Annotated in this window: 13 protein-coding genes; 6 read left to right on the top strand and 7 right to left on the bottom strand. The window is 42.1% G+C overall.

All coding sequences use genetic code 11. The features are described 5' to 3' along the window. Positions 1–437: 437 nt before the first annotated feature. Positions 438–1,322 (top strand): hypothetical protein, encoded by an 885-nt coding sequence (locus tag ACR5KR_RS19430; protein ID WP_448267654.1) that lies wholly within the window; start codon positions 438–440, stop codon positions 1,320–1,322. Between the two features lie 291 nt (positions 1,323–1,613). Here the strand turns inward: ACR5KR_RS19430 and ACR5KR_RS19425 are convergent, their stop codons facing one another. From ACR5KR_RS19425 to ACR5KR_RS19415, 3 genes are all read right to left on the bottom strand, one after another. Continuing rightward, the gene (locus ACR5KR_RS19425) at positions 1,614–1,880 is read right to left on the bottom strand and encodes a hypothetical protein (protein WP_179067371.1); all 267 of its coding nucleotides are present in this window, start codon (positions 1,878–1,880) and stop codon (positions 1,614–1,616) included. Between the two features lie 434 nt (positions 1,881–2,314). Then, positions 2,315–2,581, bottom strand: a complete 267-nt coding sequence (locus ACR5KR_RS19420; RefSeq protein WP_445630915.1) for a hypothetical protein — start codon at positions 2,579–2,581, stop codon at positions 2,315–2,317. A gap of 561 nt (positions 2,582–3,142) precedes the next feature. Then, on the bottom strand, positions 3,143–4,267 hold the full coding sequence (locus ACR5KR_RS19415) for a THUMP domain-containing class I SAM-dependent RNA methyltransferase (RefSeq protein ID WP_448267653.1): 1,125 nt from the start codon (positions 4,265–4,267) through the stop codon (positions 3,143–3,145). A 274-nt stretch (positions 4,268–4,541) separates the two neighbouring features. Here ACR5KR_RS19415 and ACR5KR_RS19410 point away from each other — a divergent pair, with 274 nt between their 5' ends. Beyond that, positions 4,542–5,936, top strand: a complete 1,395-nt coding sequence (locus ACR5KR_RS19410) for a hypothetical protein (protein ID WP_448267652.1) — start codon at positions 4,542–4,544, stop codon at positions 5,934–5,936. 153 nt (positions 5,937–6,089) lie between these two features. On the opposite strand, the gene ACR5KR_RS19405 is transcribed toward ACR5KR_RS19410, so the two are convergent. Both ACR5KR_RS19405 and hemW read right to left on the bottom strand, forming a co-directional pair. After that, on the bottom strand, positions 6,090–6,977 hold the full coding sequence (locus tag ACR5KR_RS19405; protein WP_448267651.1) for a sugar phosphate nucleotidyltransferase: 888 nt from the start codon (positions 6,975–6,977) through the stop codon (positions 6,090–6,092). A gap of 10 nt (positions 6,978–6,987) precedes the next feature. Then, complete coding sequence (hemW, locus tag ACR5KR_RS19400) at positions 6,988–8,169, bottom strand: radical SAM family heme chaperone HemW (protein WP_448267650.1); 1,182 nt, start codon at positions 8,167–8,169, stop codon at positions 6,988–6,990. Between the two features lie 429 nt (positions 8,170–8,598). Here hemW and ACR5KR_RS19395 point away from each other — a divergent pair, with 429 nt between their 5' ends. Further along, positions 8,599–9,675, top strand: coding sequence for a PIN/TRAM domain-containing protein (locus tag ACR5KR_RS19395; protein WP_322714619.1), 1,077 nt, complete (start codon positions 8,599–8,601; stop codon positions 9,673–9,675). 60 nt (positions 9,676–9,735) lie between these two features. Here the strand turns inward: ACR5KR_RS19395 and ACR5KR_RS19390 are convergent, their stop codons facing one another. Next, the gene (locus ACR5KR_RS19390; RefSeq protein ID WP_448267649.1) at positions 9,736–10,554 is read right to left on the bottom strand and encodes an Rpn family recombination-promoting nuclease/putative transposase; all 819 of its coding nucleotides are present in this window, start codon (positions 10,552–10,554) and stop codon (positions 9,736–9,738) included. 518 nt (positions 10,555–11,072) lie between these two features. Between ACR5KR_RS19390 and ACR5KR_RS19385 the strand changes: the two genes are divergently transcribed. The 3 genes from ACR5KR_RS19385 to ACR5KR_RS19375 all read left to right on the top strand — a co-directional run bounded on the left by ACR5KR_RS19385 (position 11,073) and on the right by ACR5KR_RS19375 (position 17,342). Continuing rightward, a complete protein-coding gene (locus ACR5KR_RS19385) occupies positions 11,073–13,019 on the top strand; it encodes an amino acid transporter (protein ID WP_445630922.1) in 1,947 nt (648 codons plus the stop codon). A 410-nt stretch (positions 13,020–13,429) separates the two neighbouring features. After that, entirely contained in the window at positions 13,430–16,672 is a 3,243-nt protein-coding gene (locus tag ACR5KR_RS19380) for a PAS domain-containing protein (protein ID WP_448267648.1), read from the top strand. Positions 16,673–16,769: 97 nt separating this feature from the next. Continuing rightward, on the top strand, positions 16,770–17,342 hold the full coding sequence (locus tag ACR5KR_RS19375) for a prolyl hydroxylase family protein (protein WP_448267646.1): 573 nt from the start codon (positions 16,770–16,772) through the stop codon (positions 17,340–17,342). 35 nt (positions 17,343–17,377) lie between these two features. Here ACR5KR_RS19375 and recR read toward each other — a convergent pair whose 3' ends face one another. Next, entirely contained in the window at positions 17,378–17,935 is a 558-nt protein-coding gene (recR, locus tag ACR5KR_RS19370) for a recombination mediator RecR (RefSeq protein WP_322638705.1), read from the bottom strand. Between the last annotated feature and the right edge of the window lie 100 nt (positions 17,936–18,035).

The following is an 18,035-nucleotide window of genomic DNA, read 5'->3' as shown; positions in this document are numbered from 1 at the left end:
GGTGCAGCGATAGCGTAACCCAACATAAAATTCGGTGGTAATGTTGGGTTGCGTTTCACTCCACCCAACCTACAAAAATATATGTTTTAAAAAACTCTAGGTTTCAACGTAGATGAGGTTTAATTGGCTTACTGAGTATAGATATTCCTGATTTTTACAGAAATGACTTCTATATTGTACTAGCCCTAATGTCTTTTTTTAGTCAATACATTAAGTGCATTTATAATAGCTTGATTTAACTATTGATAAGTTCTGGCAGCTTGCGAACGTAATACGAATTATTTAGCCTTGGGTGTTTTTATTCTTATTTGTACCCCCTGAACATTTACAATTAATTTCATGACAACCTAATTAATGCCTCACACACTTACAGGTGTGATGCATATAAACTCCCAATTCACTGGGGAAATTAATTTCATGGCAACAGAATTATAGGAATGATGAACAAATTCAAATATTTTTCTATCTTATTTTTATCTATCGTTTTGATGGACGGAGCGACTATAAATATTTCTGCTCAGGCTGCTGGAACTAAAGTTTTAGTAACGGCTCAAAACGAATCTCTTAACAAATCTGATATTGACAAAATTATCGCTTTTTACGAATGGGCTTTTTCAGGAAAATTCACTAACGAACAGCGTAATGAATATCAGTCAATAAAATTAAATGAGTTTCGCAAAGACCCAGATGGAACTAGAAAAAGCATTGACAATCTAATTTCCAATTATACACAAGCTCTTGCTAAGAACGAAGAGGAACAAACCCGGATTCGGCAGGCATTTAACAAAGAATTTATCGGGCAATTACGAAATTTACCGAATGATGCGGAAGCTAAACTTTTGCTGTCTGTTTACGATAGCGCCCACGCGGGCGAAACTGCTTCAAATGATACTGATGATTCATCCAGTAGCGTTGGAGATATCTCGTCGTTAGTTGGAAAATGGGTTTGGACGCGTACCGGAAACAGTGCTATAAGTACGAATGGTACATATATCGGATCGAACGGTTCGCGTTTCACTTATCAATTTCTGCCGAACGGAACGGTCGAATTTACAGGAATAATGAACGTAATGAACGGCAGCTGCAACCAGCAAATTTTCCAATCTCGAAAAGGAAAAGCCAGTCTGAGCGGTAGTACGATGACAATTAACTGGTTTCCAGCAACTTTCACTCGTGACTTTTCGTGCGACAGAGCGAATAACTACACGAAAACTTTGCCTGCGGAAAACGAAACTTATCAGGTGAAATTCAAAACCGATCTAGGTCAGAAACAGCTTTGTCTGATCGGCAAGGATGAAACCTGTTTCAGCCCGACAAATTAGGCCAAATAACAAAGCCAGCTTTATTTGTTTACTCAAGTAGCTAGATTGGAACGCACCATCAACTAAGCTTGCGGCTCATGTCAATTTTATAGCCGTAGTCACACAGGTTAGGACATTTAGAAAGGGTGAATGCTAGAGTTAGCAATAGTTTTACCTCCTGCCTCCTGCCCTCTGCCTCCTGCCTCCTGCTATAATATCAAGCCCCACCTAGATACTTTCGAGGTAGGGCTTTTATTTTTATGTCTGGAGTCAATATGCAATCATGTATCAAGCGCGATCGCACTGGAGAATTTAGCCGAACGTTAAAGCTGGTTCTTCACAGAAGTTAAATAAGGCTGACTCACTTTCTGATTCATCTTCAAAGACAGCAGATATGTACCATTCACAGGGCGAATCATTCGTATATTCAGCCCAAGCAATTGTTACTGTTTCACCCGATGGAATCCCTGAATCACTCAAGGTAAATGAGGCCCACTCTTCATCATCGACAGATACCCACAACTCTGTAATTGCTTGTTCGGTATCATTGGTAACAGTAAACGTGAATTGATCTGACATAAATAGCCCCTTAGCTATAAATAAATTGCAGGTTGTCAGTCACCGATTATACTGTCACTTTTTTAAAACGTTGTCATGCAAACTGCCACAATATAATCCCAGAAGTAGTTTCAAGTTTTTTTTGACTAAATTTAAATTTGTTAAAGAGTATTAAAAATATCACAGGTAAGACGCGGTGAATCGCCGTCTCTACGATCTAACAGAAATAGTTGAGAGCGATCGCTTCTCCAAATAGGCGCAGTCAGGGCGTTTCACAGGCTGTCCCTAACTTCTTCGAGCAACTTCTCTAAAAGGGACATGTTAATTCTAATATCAAGCCCCACTTAGATACTTTCTAGCTAGGGCTTTTGTTTTTATGTCTAAAGTCGATATGCAATCATCTATCAAGCGCGATGGCGTACACGCCCTTTCCGGTGGCGATCGCAGTGCAGAATTTATTTGATTGTTAAATCTGGTTCTTTACAGAAGTTAAATAGGGCTGACTCAGTTTTTGATTCATCTTCAAATACAGCAAAAATGTACCATTCACAGGGCGAACCATTCGTATATTCAGCCCAAGCAATTGTTGCTGTTTCACGTGATGGAATCCCTAACTCACCCAAGTTAAATGAAGCCCACTCTCGATCGTCGGCAGATACCCACAACTCTGTAATTGCCAATTCAGTTTTATTGGTAACGGTAAAGGTGAATTGGTCTGACATAAATAGCCTTGCCTTCTAACGATAAATAAATTGCAGATTGTCAGTCATTGATTATACTGCCACTTGTTTCAAAAGTTGTTACACTAACTGCCAAAATATAGACTTACAGATAGTTTCAAGTTTGTTTGACTTAATTTAAATTTCTTAAAGAGTATTAAAAATATCATCGATTCAAATTGAGTTTATCGAGATAGCCGGTGCCATGCAACAACAGATTTAGGTCGCGGTTCTCACAAACTCCGACAATACAACACATCCCCAGTGTCATAAAATTTTCAGGCAATGTATTTTTTACTCAGCAGAAGTAGTTGAGAGCGATCGCCTTAAAGATACTACAAACCGAAAATCGCAAAATCCGATCGATTGTGTCTTAATACAGTTTTGCATAAAAGCGTAGCATTTTTAATGTAAGGGGATGCATCGACATTGCATCGGGATGCATCGACATTGCATCGGGATGCATTGGCATTGCAGGGGAATGCATCGACATTGCATCGGGATGCATTGGCATTGCAACGTATTGCCAAATTTAGTTTGCTACGAATTAATGAAATGCTGTACTTAATACAACTCATACTTCATTAACTGACAAGGCAGCGTTCCGTTATACACCGCAATTCGCCGGGATGATTTTAATCCAATCGATTGAGACAGTTCCTTGTTGCCACTGAGGACAAATGCAGTCCAGCCTTTGAAGCGTTGTTTCAGCACATCGCCCAAAAGTTTGTAAAATGCCCCTAAATCGCTATCTCGCCCCAGCCGTTCGCCATAAGGTGGATTGCAGAATAAAATCCCACTATCTGCGGGGGCGACAACATCAGCAAGTTCCATTTGAGAAAACCATACATAGTTATCAACACCGCAGTTTTGAGCATTGTTAATCGCTTGCTCGATTATATTTTCATCGCGATCGCTTCCCCAAATAGGTGCGCTCAGACTATCAAGTTGGCTGTCCTTTGCTTCTTGGAGCAGCTTTTCTAAAAGGGACAGGTCAAAATCTAGCCAATTTTCAAATCCAAAGGATTCACGAAACAACCCTGGTGCGATGTTCAGTGCCTTTAAGCAAGCTTCCAGGGGTAAAGTGCCAGATCCACACAGAGGATCGTAGAACATTTGGTTTGGTTGCCAACCCGAAAGTTGAATCAGGGCAGCAGCGAGAGATTCCTTCAGAGGGGCTACTCCCACCGCCGGACGGTAGCCTCGGCGATGCAGACTATTTCCCGAACTGTCGAGTTTAACGGTACAAAAGTCGCGTTCAATATGAACATTAACCCGCACATCTGGATCGTGAAGCTCTACATTTGAACGCTCGCCCAGATTTTCTTTTTGTTGGTCAACGATCGCATTTTTCACCTGGAGAGATGTAAAGTGGCTGTGGTTGAGGCGATCGTTTTTGCCCGTGACATTCACCGCCAGCGTCATATCTGGCGTAAGATAGTTTTGCCAATCGATAGTTTGGATACCGCGATAGAGATCCTTGGCATCAAGGCATGGAAACTCATGGATATTTACCAAGATTCGGAACGGCAGCCTAGCCCAGAGATTGACGCGATAAAGCAAAGTGCGATCGCCCTCAAAGGCTACACCGCAAAACCCCGGCTCTACGGAATGGGCACCCAGTTGCTCTAACTCCTGAGCCGCGAGGGTTTCTAATCCGCGAGCAACCGTTGCAAAATACTGATTCATCCTCTAATCCAAAGCATTATCTTCACTGCTCACCGATTGACGCACTTTAGCTTAACTTATATCTTGTAACATTCTCTCTCGTGAAGTCTGCGATTAAAACTTTATTAGGGTAGAGGCAGGAGTCAGAACACAGCAAATATTTTTTCAAAGAGATTATATTTTCTTCAATTTAAGTACTATCTTAAATCAATTAACCCTGCTAATATCAAGCTGAAATAGCATTCAGGCACTTTGCAATACAACCCATCAATAAAAATAATCAGAGGGAAAAACTGTGAGTTTAGTATCTGATATTGTTCTGCTGCAAGACTTAACATCGTCATCTAATGAAAATTTAGTCCAACTGAAAACCGTACTTCCGGCGACAGTAAATCGCTTAACCAACCCGACATTAGCAAATATATTTGGTGACGATCTGAAATTTGGTATTGCCTCTTTCAAGGATAAGCCACTTGCGCCTTTTGGGGGTTACGCTGACTATGTATATCAACCAGAAGTCGCTTTGACAAATAATGTCACAACAATTAAAGACAAAATCTTTAACTTTCAAGCTTTTGGTGGCAATGATGGCCCAGAATCACAATTATTTGCACTGTTGTTCGCAGCTTTAAATAGCGGCAGTCTTGGTTACAGAGTCGGTTCATTTCGTGTTGTTCTAATAGCCACCGATGGTACTTATCACGTTGCAGGCGATCGCGCCGCAGTTATTCCAAGTGATACTATTGCCAATAATGGAGATGGGATAGCTGATGCTTTTGAAGATTATCCACAGGTCGGACAAGTAAAAACTGCGCTAGAAGAAAATAACATTATTCCAATTTTTCTAACTACGAGTAATGTTGCAGCCAATTACGAGACATTAGTTACCCAACTTGGTCGAGGTAGCGTACTTACTCTTGGTTCTACAAGTGAAAATCTTGCTGATGTCATAAAAGAAGCAGTTGCTCGAGCTAGAAATGCGATCGGTACTGATGTCGCTACAACCAAGGGAGACGACACCTTTAGTTCAGCGAATTTTTCAGCTGGCGATAAGGTTATTTTTGCTGGGGATGGCGATGACAGTATTTCGCTTTCTGGTGTTATTGGTAATCATTACATTGATGGGGGGGCAGGTTCTGACATCCTTTTTGGTGGATCTGGTGCAGATATCATAGATGGGGGTAGTGATGACGACAACCTTCTGGGGGGCAGAGGTAATGATATTCTTTTTGGTAGTAGTGGCAAAGATATTCTGAGCGGGAATCAAGGGAACGATTACCTACAGGGAGATAGTGGGGACGACTTACTAGAAGGAGGCGCAGGTTTAGATAAGTTTGCATTTGCAACAGGATCGAAGTTTAATATTAGGGAACTCGGAGTTGATGTTATTAGTGACTTCAATCCTGAGCAAGACAAAATTCAATTATCTAAATCTACCTTTACAGCTCTAAGTAACTCGGTCTTTCCGACTCAATTAAATTCCGCAGACTTTGCCACAGTGACAAACGATACTTTAGCTGCAAGCAGTAGTGCCGCGATCGTTTATAATAGCGCAAATGGTAGTCTATTTTATAACCCTAATGGTTCGGCGGATGATTTTGCTGAGATTAATTCCGGGGGTAAATTTGCCCAATTGGATGCTATTTCTTTTCCGACTCTAACTACCGCTAGTTTTGAGGTAGTTTTGTAAGGTTTGTGTCTGATTTCGAGTCCTGCATTTTGTAACTCATTTACCTAAAAACTGCTTTAACAAAAAAAGAGGCGATCGCCAGGAGCAAATTCAACGGTATATTTTCAAGATGCCTCTGCTTAACTCAAACGAATTGAACTGAGATTAATCTATCTATATTTTTCTAAAATCAATCATTGTCTGCCGATAAGCATCTGGCAAACCTGTATCAAAACACTTGCCTTTAACAACATATCCTGTCATTCCCTCTTGCTGGCGCAATTGTTCAAGACAAGATGTTAACTGAAATTCACCTCGTTCTCGAAAATTTTGGTTGATATGTTCTGCGAGAAAGTCAAAAATTTTCGGTGTTAGTAAATATAAGCCAAATATACATAAAAAATTATTTTCTGACATTCCTTCTACACGTAAATGCTGTTGTGCATACTCAATAGTCGGTTTTTCATACAGTTGTGTAACCGACAAAATCGAGTTTAACTCTTGCCAAACTCCTGTTACACACCCAGCTTGATGAATAATTTCTGCTGGCATTGTAGTTAAGCCAACAACGTTTTGATTAACTTGTTCGTAAACATCTAAAACTTGACTAGCACAAGATTTTTCCATGTCAGATGCATAAATGTGGTCGCCCAACATGAGCAAAAACGGCTCATTTTGTACCCAATCCTTGGCACAAAATACTGCATGACCATAACCTAATTGTTCCTCTTGTAACAAAATGGTAATTTTGCTACCTAAATCTTCGAGATATCGGCTATATTCTTGATTTTGTGGTGAAAGTTTCTCTAAAAGTTCTTTTTTGGGTGGGTTTTTCAAGAAATCTGCAAATATTTCTTTGTCATCTGGCTGCACCACAATCCCTACCTCTGTAATTCCAGCACTAATTGCCTCTTCAATAATGGCAAGAATCACAGGTTTTGCCCTACCATCTCGATCGATAATCGGGAAAAGTTCTTTTTTGACAACTTTAGTAGCTGGAAACAAACGAGTACCGAAACCAGCTACCGGAATTACAGCTTTTCTAACTTTATTTTTTTGCATAAACAGTTCGTCAGCCCAACTTCTCAAACAATTCTGCCAACACCACATTAGAAAATAAAAACCCTTGGGGATCGATCAAACGCAATCTTCCCTGTGCAACTTCCACCCAACCTTTTTCAAAATACTCTTGCAAACACCGACAAATCTTCTCCACCTTCTCTTCGCCAAACGCCTCTACCAACGCCGCCAAACTCAAACCTTCTGCTAAACGCAACCCCAACATTAACGTTTCTAACAATACTTCCTTTGGGGGGGTAACATCACAATCAATCACACCGCCAGCTTGTACCCACTGGTAATACTCCTTCGTTTTGCGCGGACGAGTGAAGCGTTTCCCCTGAACATAACTCGCCGCACCCATACCAAAGCCGTAATAAGGGCGATTTTCCCAATACACTCGATTATGCCGACATTGATGGCCAGGTTGAGCGTAATTAGAAATTTCATAATGCTCATAACCTGCACTAGTTAAAATCTGCTGCCCCATCTGGTACATTTTGACTGTGGCTTCATCCGTGGGTAAAGGAGTATCGCCAGGTTTGTAGTAACGACCAAAGGCTGTACCTGGTTCAATGGTGAGGTCGTAAATGGAAATATGAGTGGGTGTTATCGCTACCGTCTTTTCTAGGGAATCCTGCCATTGATCTAAAGACTGATGCGGCAACCCAGAAATTAAGTCTAAGCTAAATTCGGGAATCTCGACTTGGTGGATTAGTTCCACAGCTGCAAAAATATCCTCAACTGAGTGCGATCGCCCCGCCCTTTGCAATAATTCTGATTGAAAGGCTTGTACGCCCAAACTTACCCGGTTCACGCCTGCACGGCGATAGCCTGCTATGTGGGCTAAATCAAAGGTACCTGGGTCAATTTCCATAGAAATCTCTGCCCCAGACGCAATCCCAAAATGCTTCTGTAGTGCTGTCAGTATCCGTTGTAACTGCTCTATTGAGAGCAACGATGGAGTACCACCACCGAAGAAAATTGTCTTCAGGGGTTGACCAAATGCTGGTGTAATGGCAATTTCTTGACATAGCACCTCAACATATTGGGAGATAGTACCAGATGTTTCGCCCCGCAAGCGATCGCCCACAACAGATACCGGGAAATCACAATAAAAACATCGTCGCCTGCAAAAGGGAATATGCACATAAGCAGAACTCGCAATTCCAGAAATAGTAAATTTTTTACTCATTTTGAGAAAAGTTTTAAGTTAATCCAACTGCGAATTAGAGGCAATGAAAATGAGGAAAGAATTCAGGAGTCAGGTGGTCACTGAACGTAGTCGAAGTGAGTCAAAAGCCAGAATAATTGTCAAATCAAGCGTGTAATCACTTCTTGATTTTATTAAACTTATTAAGTTTAGGTATCAAAGTCTTCTTAATTCTGACTTCTGGATTCTGGATTCTGAATTCTTACAAAATAAGTAGTTTATTTACAAGTTTTTGTCGTTTTACAACAAAACAATGAAAAATATTAAGATAAAAGCCTTTGGTTATAATAATTGCAGATATTGTCAGCCTAAACCCTTAGTGTAAGTCAATATCGATCATTTTATCTTACCGATGAGATAAAAAATACTTAACTTTATCGGTTAACACAGTTGCAGGAAAACAAGACAACCATGCTTGACGCCATTATTATTTTCTCATTTATCCTAGCAGCGTCGGGAATAGGGTTCTACAGCATTGAACTACTACCCAATGGGACGCTAGATCAAGTAACGAATCTAGAAGCTTTACGCTTAGTTGTTGCCGTCTTTGCCGCTATTATTGGTGGTGCGATCGGGCTGAGTTTCCAGACGACATATCGTCGCCTAGAATCACAAGTCAAAGAAATGCCTTTAGAAGCGATCTTAACTCGTGCGATCGGCTTAGTGATTGGGCTATTACTAGCTAACCTGATGCTAGCCCCATTATTTTTGCTGCCGATCCCGGCGGATTTTGGATTTATTAAGCCATTGGTGGCAGTTGTCGGTAGTATCATCCTCTCCGTCACTGGCATGAATTTGGCAGATACCCACGGGCGAGGTTTATTGCGGTTCATTAATCCCAACACTGTCGAATCATTAGTAGTGGAAGGAACATTAAAACCAGCCAATACCAAAGTTCTAGATACTAGCTGTATTATTGATGGTCGTATTGAAGCCTTACTAGAAACAGGGTTTTTAGAAGGGCAAATTCTCGTACCGCAGTTTGTCTTGCAAGAACTCCAACAAGTAGCGGATGCTAGCAAAGACCAAAAGCGGGTACGCGGAAGAAGAGGACTAGAAATTCTCAACCGTATTAAGGAAGATTATCCCGATCGCATCCTGATTAATGCAGTTGACTACGAAGATATTCCCACAGTGGATGCTAAGTTAGTGCGCTTCGCCCAAGAAATTAGCGGCACATTGCTAACCAACGACTACAACTTGTCTAAAGTCGCCAGTGTTCAAAAAGTACCTGTTTTGAATGTGAATGATTTAGTGAATGCCGTCCGTCCCAGTTATTTACCTGGCGACAACCTGGATTTAAAAATCCTCAAGGAAGGCAAAGAACCCAGTCAAGGCATTGGCTATCTAGATGACGGCACAATGGTAGTTGTAGAAGAAGGTAGCAGTTATGTGGGTGGTGAACTGCGAGTAGTAGTTACCAGTGCTTTACAAACTACAGCAGGAAGAATGATTTTTGCTAAACCCCAAGCTTCAGCATTGGCGTGAAATGGGATGTTCAATTCAAGTAACACTTACTAATCGGTGCAGGTTGACTGCACCGATTATTTATTGATTGGACTCACGAGACTCACTTACCTGTAAATACTGTAACTGCTCAATTGATAACCCCGTCACCCTGGCGATCGCCTCTAATGGCATACCAGTACTAAATAGATTTCTTGCCACTTCGAGTAACGCTTCAGCCTTACCTTCAGCCTTACCTTCGGCCTTACCTTCGACCTTGCCTTCAGCTTTACCTTCTTGTAGAATATCTTGATAAATCACTGACTCGCGCATAATATCTGACCTCAAAACTCGTTTAATAACCTCTTTATCTAATACTAAACCAGCTAAAATCGCTGTAGAGGCAGCAATATTACTTTGAGTTCTTAATTCTGTAATCCCGTTAATCTCTCGTGCAACTTCGGTAAGTATAACTTCTGGATCAATTGTATTGCTTAAGACTGCTAAAGGTAAGAGTCCAGGTGTTCTCAAAAATACTTCTGTAGGTTGTTCCCAAAGTCTGATAACTGCAAATTCATGTCGTGTCCCAGGAATTGTAAATGTATTTTGTTGCACCAAATTTGAATTTGTTGGCTTGAGATAAATTACGACTTGATGCATTGCTTTGTCTGGAAAGCGGCGATATGCTCGTAATCGATAGTCAATCATCCGAAAAGGAATTTCTGCATCGACTTGGGTTTGAAATTCTAAATGCAATATGCTTTGCTCCGACTGCAACAGAATTAGAGCATCAGCCCGAATGGGTTCGAGAGATAATTCTTTTGGACTTAGTTCTGTTAAATTAATAGATTCGCCTAATAACCATGTAGCGAAGTCACTGGAGAAGTTCTCAACTAAAAACTTGCAGATATTGTCAAACATCTGAATTAGTGTAGTTGGTGCAGATGGGTTCGCATGATGCTAGAAACCTATCTAATACATTGTTTGTATATTATGTACGACTATATGTCTATAATTCTATCAAACTAAAGTCTGCGGCTAGACAAACAGAGTTATAGATTAGCAGGCTAATTATTTTATAGTCATTTACACAAACATCATATAACTAGAAGTGACTTTTATTTTAGAGCTGATTTGTTGATTGCGTACATACCAAGTTTCGCAACGACGTTTTTTATAATTTATACGGCTTAAAGCTGCTAAGAGTACAAAAGCGTTAATCCCAAAATATACGGTTGCAGTATTGATGATTCTTATACCAAAATCTGCAAACGATCTTGATGTGGTAGACGACTACCAACTGCTGCTATATATTTTGTAAATCGGACAGGATGCTTAACATACAATAATAGTGCTATGCCTTTGTAGTTAAAAATTTTAATAAACCACGAAGGCTTTAAAAAATCACAAAGCCGACTTTTGCAACACAACCGTATTTGATGGCTAAATCAATTGTTTCAACAAAACGGCTCGGCAGCCAGTTAATCCATTGGTTGCTTGAAGAAGACCGACGAGAGAAAAAAGGGCCTTACCGCAAGGAAGAAGCACATCGCCAGCATTCTTGGTGGCAGGTGATGTGCTTGACTGGTGTAGATTATTTCTCGACCCTTGGCTATCAACCAGGGATTGCAGCACTGGCGGCTGGCGCTCTTTCTCCTATAGCTACCCTGGTTCTGGTTTTGCTGACGCTGTTTGGAGCGTTGCCAATCTATCGGCGCATTGCTGCCGAAAGCCCTCATGGTGAAGGGTCGATCGCAATGTTAGAGCGTTTACTTTCCTGGTGGCAAGGCAAATTACTTGTACTGTGCTTACTTGGGTTTGTGGCAACTGACTTTATTATTACCATTACCTTGTCAGCAGCCGATGCCACAGCCCATATCATCGAAAATCCGCTGACACCAATTTGGCTTCACAATCAGCCGATCGCAGTTACCCTGATATTAGTTGCACTACTAGGTGCAGTCTTCTTGAGAGGTTTCCGAGAAGCCATTGGGATTGCAGTAGTTTTGGTGGGAGCTTATCTGCTGTTAAACTTCATTGTCGTTGGCGTTGGCGCGTATCAGATATTAAATCACACAGAAACGATCCCGAATTGGCAAACTGCACTTTTTGCACGCCATTCTAACCCTTTGATGCTAATCGGCATCTCTTTGCTCATCTTCCCAAAACTCGCGCTGGGATTGTCAGGTTTTGAGACAGGTGTTACCGTTATGCCCCTGGTTAAAGGTAGCAGTAACAGCACTTCGCATCATCCCAAAGGGCGGATTCGGAATACACGCAAGTTGCTCACCACTGCTGCTCTAATTATGAGCTTCTTTTTGCTTACCACCAGTTTTATAACCACTCTATTGATTCCAGCCGCAGAATTTGCATCAGGGGGCAAAGCTAACGGACGGGCCCTTGCTTATTTAGCACATCTATATCTAGGCAATGCCTTTGGCACAATTTACGATTTAAGTACTATTTCTATTTTGTGGTTTGCAGGTGCATCTGCAATGGCAGGGCTATTAAATATCGTGCCTCGCTACCTACCACGCTATGGCATGGCGCCCAATTGGGCACGAGTAACCCGACCTTTGGTGTTAGTCTACACAGCGATCGCTTTTGTTGTCACAATTATCTTTAAAGCAAGTGTAGAAGCCCAAGGTGGGGCTTATGCAACTGGTGTACTAGTGTTGATCACCTCAGCCGCCTTTGCCGTCACCTTATCAGCCCATCGTCACCGACAGAAGCGGGCCAGACTCGTTTTTGGCATCATTACACTGTTATTTTTATATACCACCATTGTTAATATCATCGAAAGACCAGAAGGGATTAGGATTGCTGGGTTTTTCATCGGTGCGATCATTTTTACCTCGCTGGTTTCTCGTGTTTGGCGTTCAACGGAACTGCGAGCAGAGCGAATTGAAATTGACGAACTTGCTAGACAATTCTTTGCCGAAGATAGCCAGGGGACAATACGACTGATTGCAAATCGGTTGAATACGGGCGATGTCCTAGAGTATTTTATGAAAGAGAAAGAGGTACGCGAAGACAATCATATTCCAGCCAACGATCCAGTTCTGTTTTTAGAAATTCATGTATCCGATGCTTCGGAATTTGCGGATGCGATCGTAGTAAAAGGGGTACAAGTTGGTGACTATCGCATCCTCCGGGCTGAAAGCGCAGCAGTACCGAATGCGATCGCAGCTTTACTACTTTACATTCGCGACCAAACAGGTAAGATTCCCCATGCTTACTTCGGCTGGGTTGAGGGAAATCCCATACAATACCTATTGCGTTTTATCTTGTTTGGCGAAGGTGACATTGCTGTAGTTACCCGTGAAGTACTGCGGCGGGCTGAAAAGAATCCCGATATGCGACCTGGTATTCATGTTGGGGGTTGATTCACGGAAGAGGACGAGTGGACAAGGGGACAAGGGGACAAGGGGACAAGGGGACAAGTTTCCCTTTGTCACCCCATCCCCCCATCCTTTCTGGGGCAGGTTTTTTTGATTAGACAAATTTTTGGGATTTTAAAACCAAAACCATTGTCTGAGAACTTAAAACTACGTTCAATAATTGAGAACATTCTCAACTATTTATCGAAAGCCTAAAAACCTGCCCTTGAAAGATCCCCCCATCCCCTTGTCCTCTTCTTTTTCCCCTTGTCCTATAAAGATGTGGCAAAAAATAAACCAATGATAGAAGTAGCGATCGCAGCTTTTACCTCAAATTTGAACGAATTGCCTTAAAATTTATGTAAAGATGAGTCGCTTAATCTGAGATTAACTTTAAAATTATTTAACTTTTTAGAATGCCAGACGCGGAAAAGTTGCACAACCAGCTGGGTAATCACAAGCTGCTGCATCGGCAAGTTAGTAAAAAGGCAAATTCTTCGCTAGTAGCCAGTCAAGAAGAAGGAATGGTGCTTCAGTTGCCTGATGGCACTATCCAGGCTTGCAATGCCGCTAGCGATCGCATTTTGGGACTGACCGCCCAACAGCTTGTAGGGCAAAATTTGCTCGATCCCAAGTGGCAATTTATTCATGAAGATGGCTCTCCTTTACTCAGTAAAGCTCACCCGACGAGGGTTACTCAAAATACAGGTAAACCTTGCTTAAATGTGGTGTGTGGCTTTTATAAGCCAAATGGTGAGCTAGTCTGGCTATTGTTTTCCTCGCAACCCCTGTTTCAAACTGAAGGAAGCAATCTGTATGCGATTGTGACAACTTTTTCGGATATTACGGAATCTAAGCACGCTCAGTCAGAGGAAGACTGTAATTGCGAACAAGATACTCAACGATTTGATGCAGATGAATTTCAAAGACTGTGGGATAGTCATCGTCTGTTTCAACAAATTGCTGGCACTCTTCCGGGGATAATCTACATTTATGACTTAATTGAGCAGCGAAATTCTTACGTTAATTACGAAATTGCTCAAAGTTGGGGCTATACACCAGTAGAAATCCAGGCGATGGGAAAGGAGTTATTTACTCAACTTCTACACCCTGAAGATTTGGCTCGACTCCCTAGCTATTTAGAACAATTTAATTCTGCTTATCAGGGTGAAGTCCTCAGCTTTGAATACCGAATTCGACACGCTAATGGAGAGTGGCGCTGGTTTTGTAGCTATGATACTGTGCACAGCAGAACTGCTGATGGATTGCCGCAATATCTTTTGGGGATCGCTTTTGATATTACAGAACGACGACACATAGAAACTTCTTTGCGGCAAAGTAACGAAAGGTTTGAGCTAGCTGCGGCGGCGGTTAATTGCCTAATCTATGACTGGGAGATTAGCAGAAATACTGTGGAAAGAACTCAGGGTCTAACCCAGGTTTTTGGCTACACCCAAGAAGAAACAGAACCGACTTTCGAGTGGTGGCAAGAACGCATCCACCCCGATGACCAACAAAGAGTTAACGATCAGTTCATCGCTAGTATGGCCAATGGAAACCGTTATCGGATTGAATATCGAGTGCGTCACCAGGATGGCCGTTATTTGTGGGTGGTAGATCAGGGGTTTGCAGTCCGGGATGAAAATGCTCAAGTGGTTAGAGTAGTTGGTGCAAGTACTGATATTACCGAACAGCAAGCGGCTTTATGGGAACGTCAAAAAATTGAAACAAATCTGCGCGAGAGTGAAGAACGGATTCGGTTGGCGACTAATGCTGCTGAACTGGGTATGTGGTTTTGGAATATCACCACCAACGAGGTAATTTGGACAGAGAAATGTTATCAACTGTTTGGAGTGTCTTTAGAAGCCGAAATTAGCTTTGAGATTTTCCTCAACACTGTACATCCAGAAGACCGCCAATGCATTCATGAAGCGATCGCCCGCTCTCTGGAGGAAAATGTTGAGTGTGACATCGAATACCGCATCCCTTGGTCTGATGGTAGTATTCATTGGATTGCTGCTAAAGGTCGCGTCTTTTATGATGCCAAGGGTAAGCCAGTACGAATGATGGGTACTACCCAGGATATTACCCGACGCAAACAGGTAGAAAATGATTTGCGCCACCGCGAAACTCAATTAAGGCGCTTAGTTGATTCCAACATTATTGGCATTATGTTCGCCACTCCTGATTACATTACTGAGGCGAACGAGGCTTTTTTAGAAATGGTGGGTTATACGCGAGAGGAACTATTGACAGGTAAGATCCGCAGACAACACATCACTCCACCTGAATATCATGCTCTCGATCGGCAGGGGCTAGAACAACTTTTAACGGTTGGGCTATTTACTCCCTTTGAAAAAGAATACATTCGTAAGGATGGTTCCCGTATTCCGATACTAATTGGTGGTGCCTTGGTGGAGCGAGATCCCGCATCTTGGATCTGTTTTATTCTTGACTTAACCCCCAGGAAACAATTAGAAAAAGCACTTAGGCAACAAGCAGAGGAACTCAAACAGGCAAACCGGAATAAAGATGAGTTTCTCGCAATTCTCTCTCACGAATTGCGATCGCCTCTCAACCCAATTTTAGGGTGGTCATCGCTACTCAAAAGCCGCAAATTTGATGAAGTGACTACAAATCGTGCTTTGGAAACCATCGAAAGAAATGCTCAATTGCAGATTCAATTAATTGATGAGTTGTTGGATGTCTCCCGAATTATTCGCGGTAAGTTAAACCTGACTTTTGCCACTGTTAACTTAGTAGCTGTAATTGATGCTGCATTAGAAACAGTCCGGTTAATTGCCGAAACCAAATCTATCCAGATTAAAGTACAGCTCGATCCCAATGTTGGTAAAGTGTTAGGCGATTATAATCGCTTACAGCAAGTTGTTGGGAATTTACTCTCGAACGCAGTCAAGTTTACTCCCTCTCGTGGTTCAGTGGAAATCAGTTTATCATTGAGTTGTGAATTAACTTTCCCCTCAGCACTAATTCAAGTTAAAGATACAGGTCAAGGTATTTCCCCAGAGTTTCTACCCCACGTATTTGAATATTTTCGTCAAGCCGATAGCAGCACAACCAGGACATTCGGCGGACTGGGACTGGGATTGGCAATAGTTCGTCACTTAGTAGAATTGCATGGTGGTACTGTCAGAGCAGCTAGTCCGGGAATTGGACAGGGAGCAGTTTTTACTGTCAGACTGCCCGTGATGAAGGAAACTGACGGTGCAGAGAAAGCAGGAGGAGCGGGCGAGAAATTTAACTCGTCAGTTCTGCGTGGACTACGGGTATTAATTGTTGATGATGATGTTGACACACGAGAGTTTTTGCACTTCTTGCTACAACAGAATGGGGCGTTGATAACTGCCGCAGCATCAGTAAAAGAGGCGCTGATGATTATAGCACAGGCTGTACCTAATTTATTAATCAGTGATTTAGGAATGCCAGAAATGGATGGCTACAGCTTGATTAAGATGCTCAGAGCCATGCCGAAAGAGGAGGGCGGGGAAATTCCGGCGATCGCTCTTACCGCCTATGCTGGAGAAAGCGATCGCGATCGAGTTTTAGCAGCTGGTTTTCAGAAACACATTGCCAAACCAGTACAACCAACTGAATTACTCACCTCAATTACAGAATTGCTAGGGCAAAATCATCGCTAAAACTCTATTTCTGTTTATTAGATTTTAGGCTCAACTGAACCGTATTGAGTTATAAGGAATACACTATCATCAAGCTTAAATCTCAATCAACTTAACCATGACCAAGAAAGATTTGCTTCGCAACCAAATTTTCACGTTGGAAAATATTCTTTCGCCAGCAGAATGCGCTGAGTATATTACTTTAACAGAAAACATCGGTTATACAGATGCTCCTATTACTACCCACCGGGGTTTTAAAATGCGTCCCGACATCCGCAATAATCAGCGCGTTATGCTAGATGATCGCGAGCGTGCTTTTGATTTATGGCAGCGTGTGTCAAATTATATCCCCAAGACCATTGGTAGATGGCATCCAGTTGGGCTGAATGAGCGTTTTCGCTTCTATCGCTACGATCCAGGTCAGAGGTTTGCACCTCACCATGATGGTGCTTATCGACGAACCAACGGTGAGGAAAGTTTATTGACTTTCATGATTTATCTGAATGAAGGCTTTGAAGGCGGTGAAACCCGCTTTTATCTTTCTGAGTACTACGGAGATTTATCTAATCTAGCTGTGCTTCCAGTCACAGGTATGGCTTTGTGTTTTGTCCACGAACTAGTACATGAGGGCGCTATTATTATTCAGGGGCGAAAGTACGTCTTGCGATCGGATGTTATGTACAGTCAATAGTCGAGAAAGTGATTAACCAGCAAAATTAACAAAATTTAATCTAACTCCCGACGGCCTTCCAACGCCCTCGCCAAAGTAACTTCATCTGCGTACTCCAAATCGCCACCTACAGGTAAACCAAAAGCAATCCGTGTCACCTTAGTAAATGGTTTCAATAGCTGACCGATATACAGGGTTGTGGTCTCCCCTTCTACACTCGGACTAATTGCCAGAATTACTTCTTGAGGTTTTTGCTGACTCACCCGACGCTGCAAAGCTAGTATATTCAGCTGGTCTGGGCCAATTCCATCAATTGGCGAAATCACCCCGCCCAAAACGTGATACTTACCTTTGTATTCGCGGGTTTTTTCTAATGCAATCACATCACGAGGATCTGCAACAACACAGATAGTGTTATTGTCACGGTTGGCATTGCGGCAAATTTCACAAACAGGTTCAGCAGATAAGTGAAAGCAAACAGAACACAAGCCTATCTGTTTTTTTGCCTCAACTAAAGCTTGTGCCAAAGCTTCTACTTCTGCTTCTGGTCGCTTCAAAATATGCAAAGCCAGTCGTTGGGCACTTTTGGGGCCAACTCCCGGTAGGCGTTGCAATTGTTCAATTAACCGTGCTAAAGGGCGTGCGTAAACCGTTGTCTTGTCTCCAGAATGTTTTCACTTTAACTATGATGACATTTTTTGAGTACTTCCATCA

This window comes from Nostoc sp. DSM 114159, from assembly GCF_053470285.1.
Note: the sequence above shows the minus strand (reverse complement) of the source record. Positions and strands in the feature narration are given on the sequence as shown.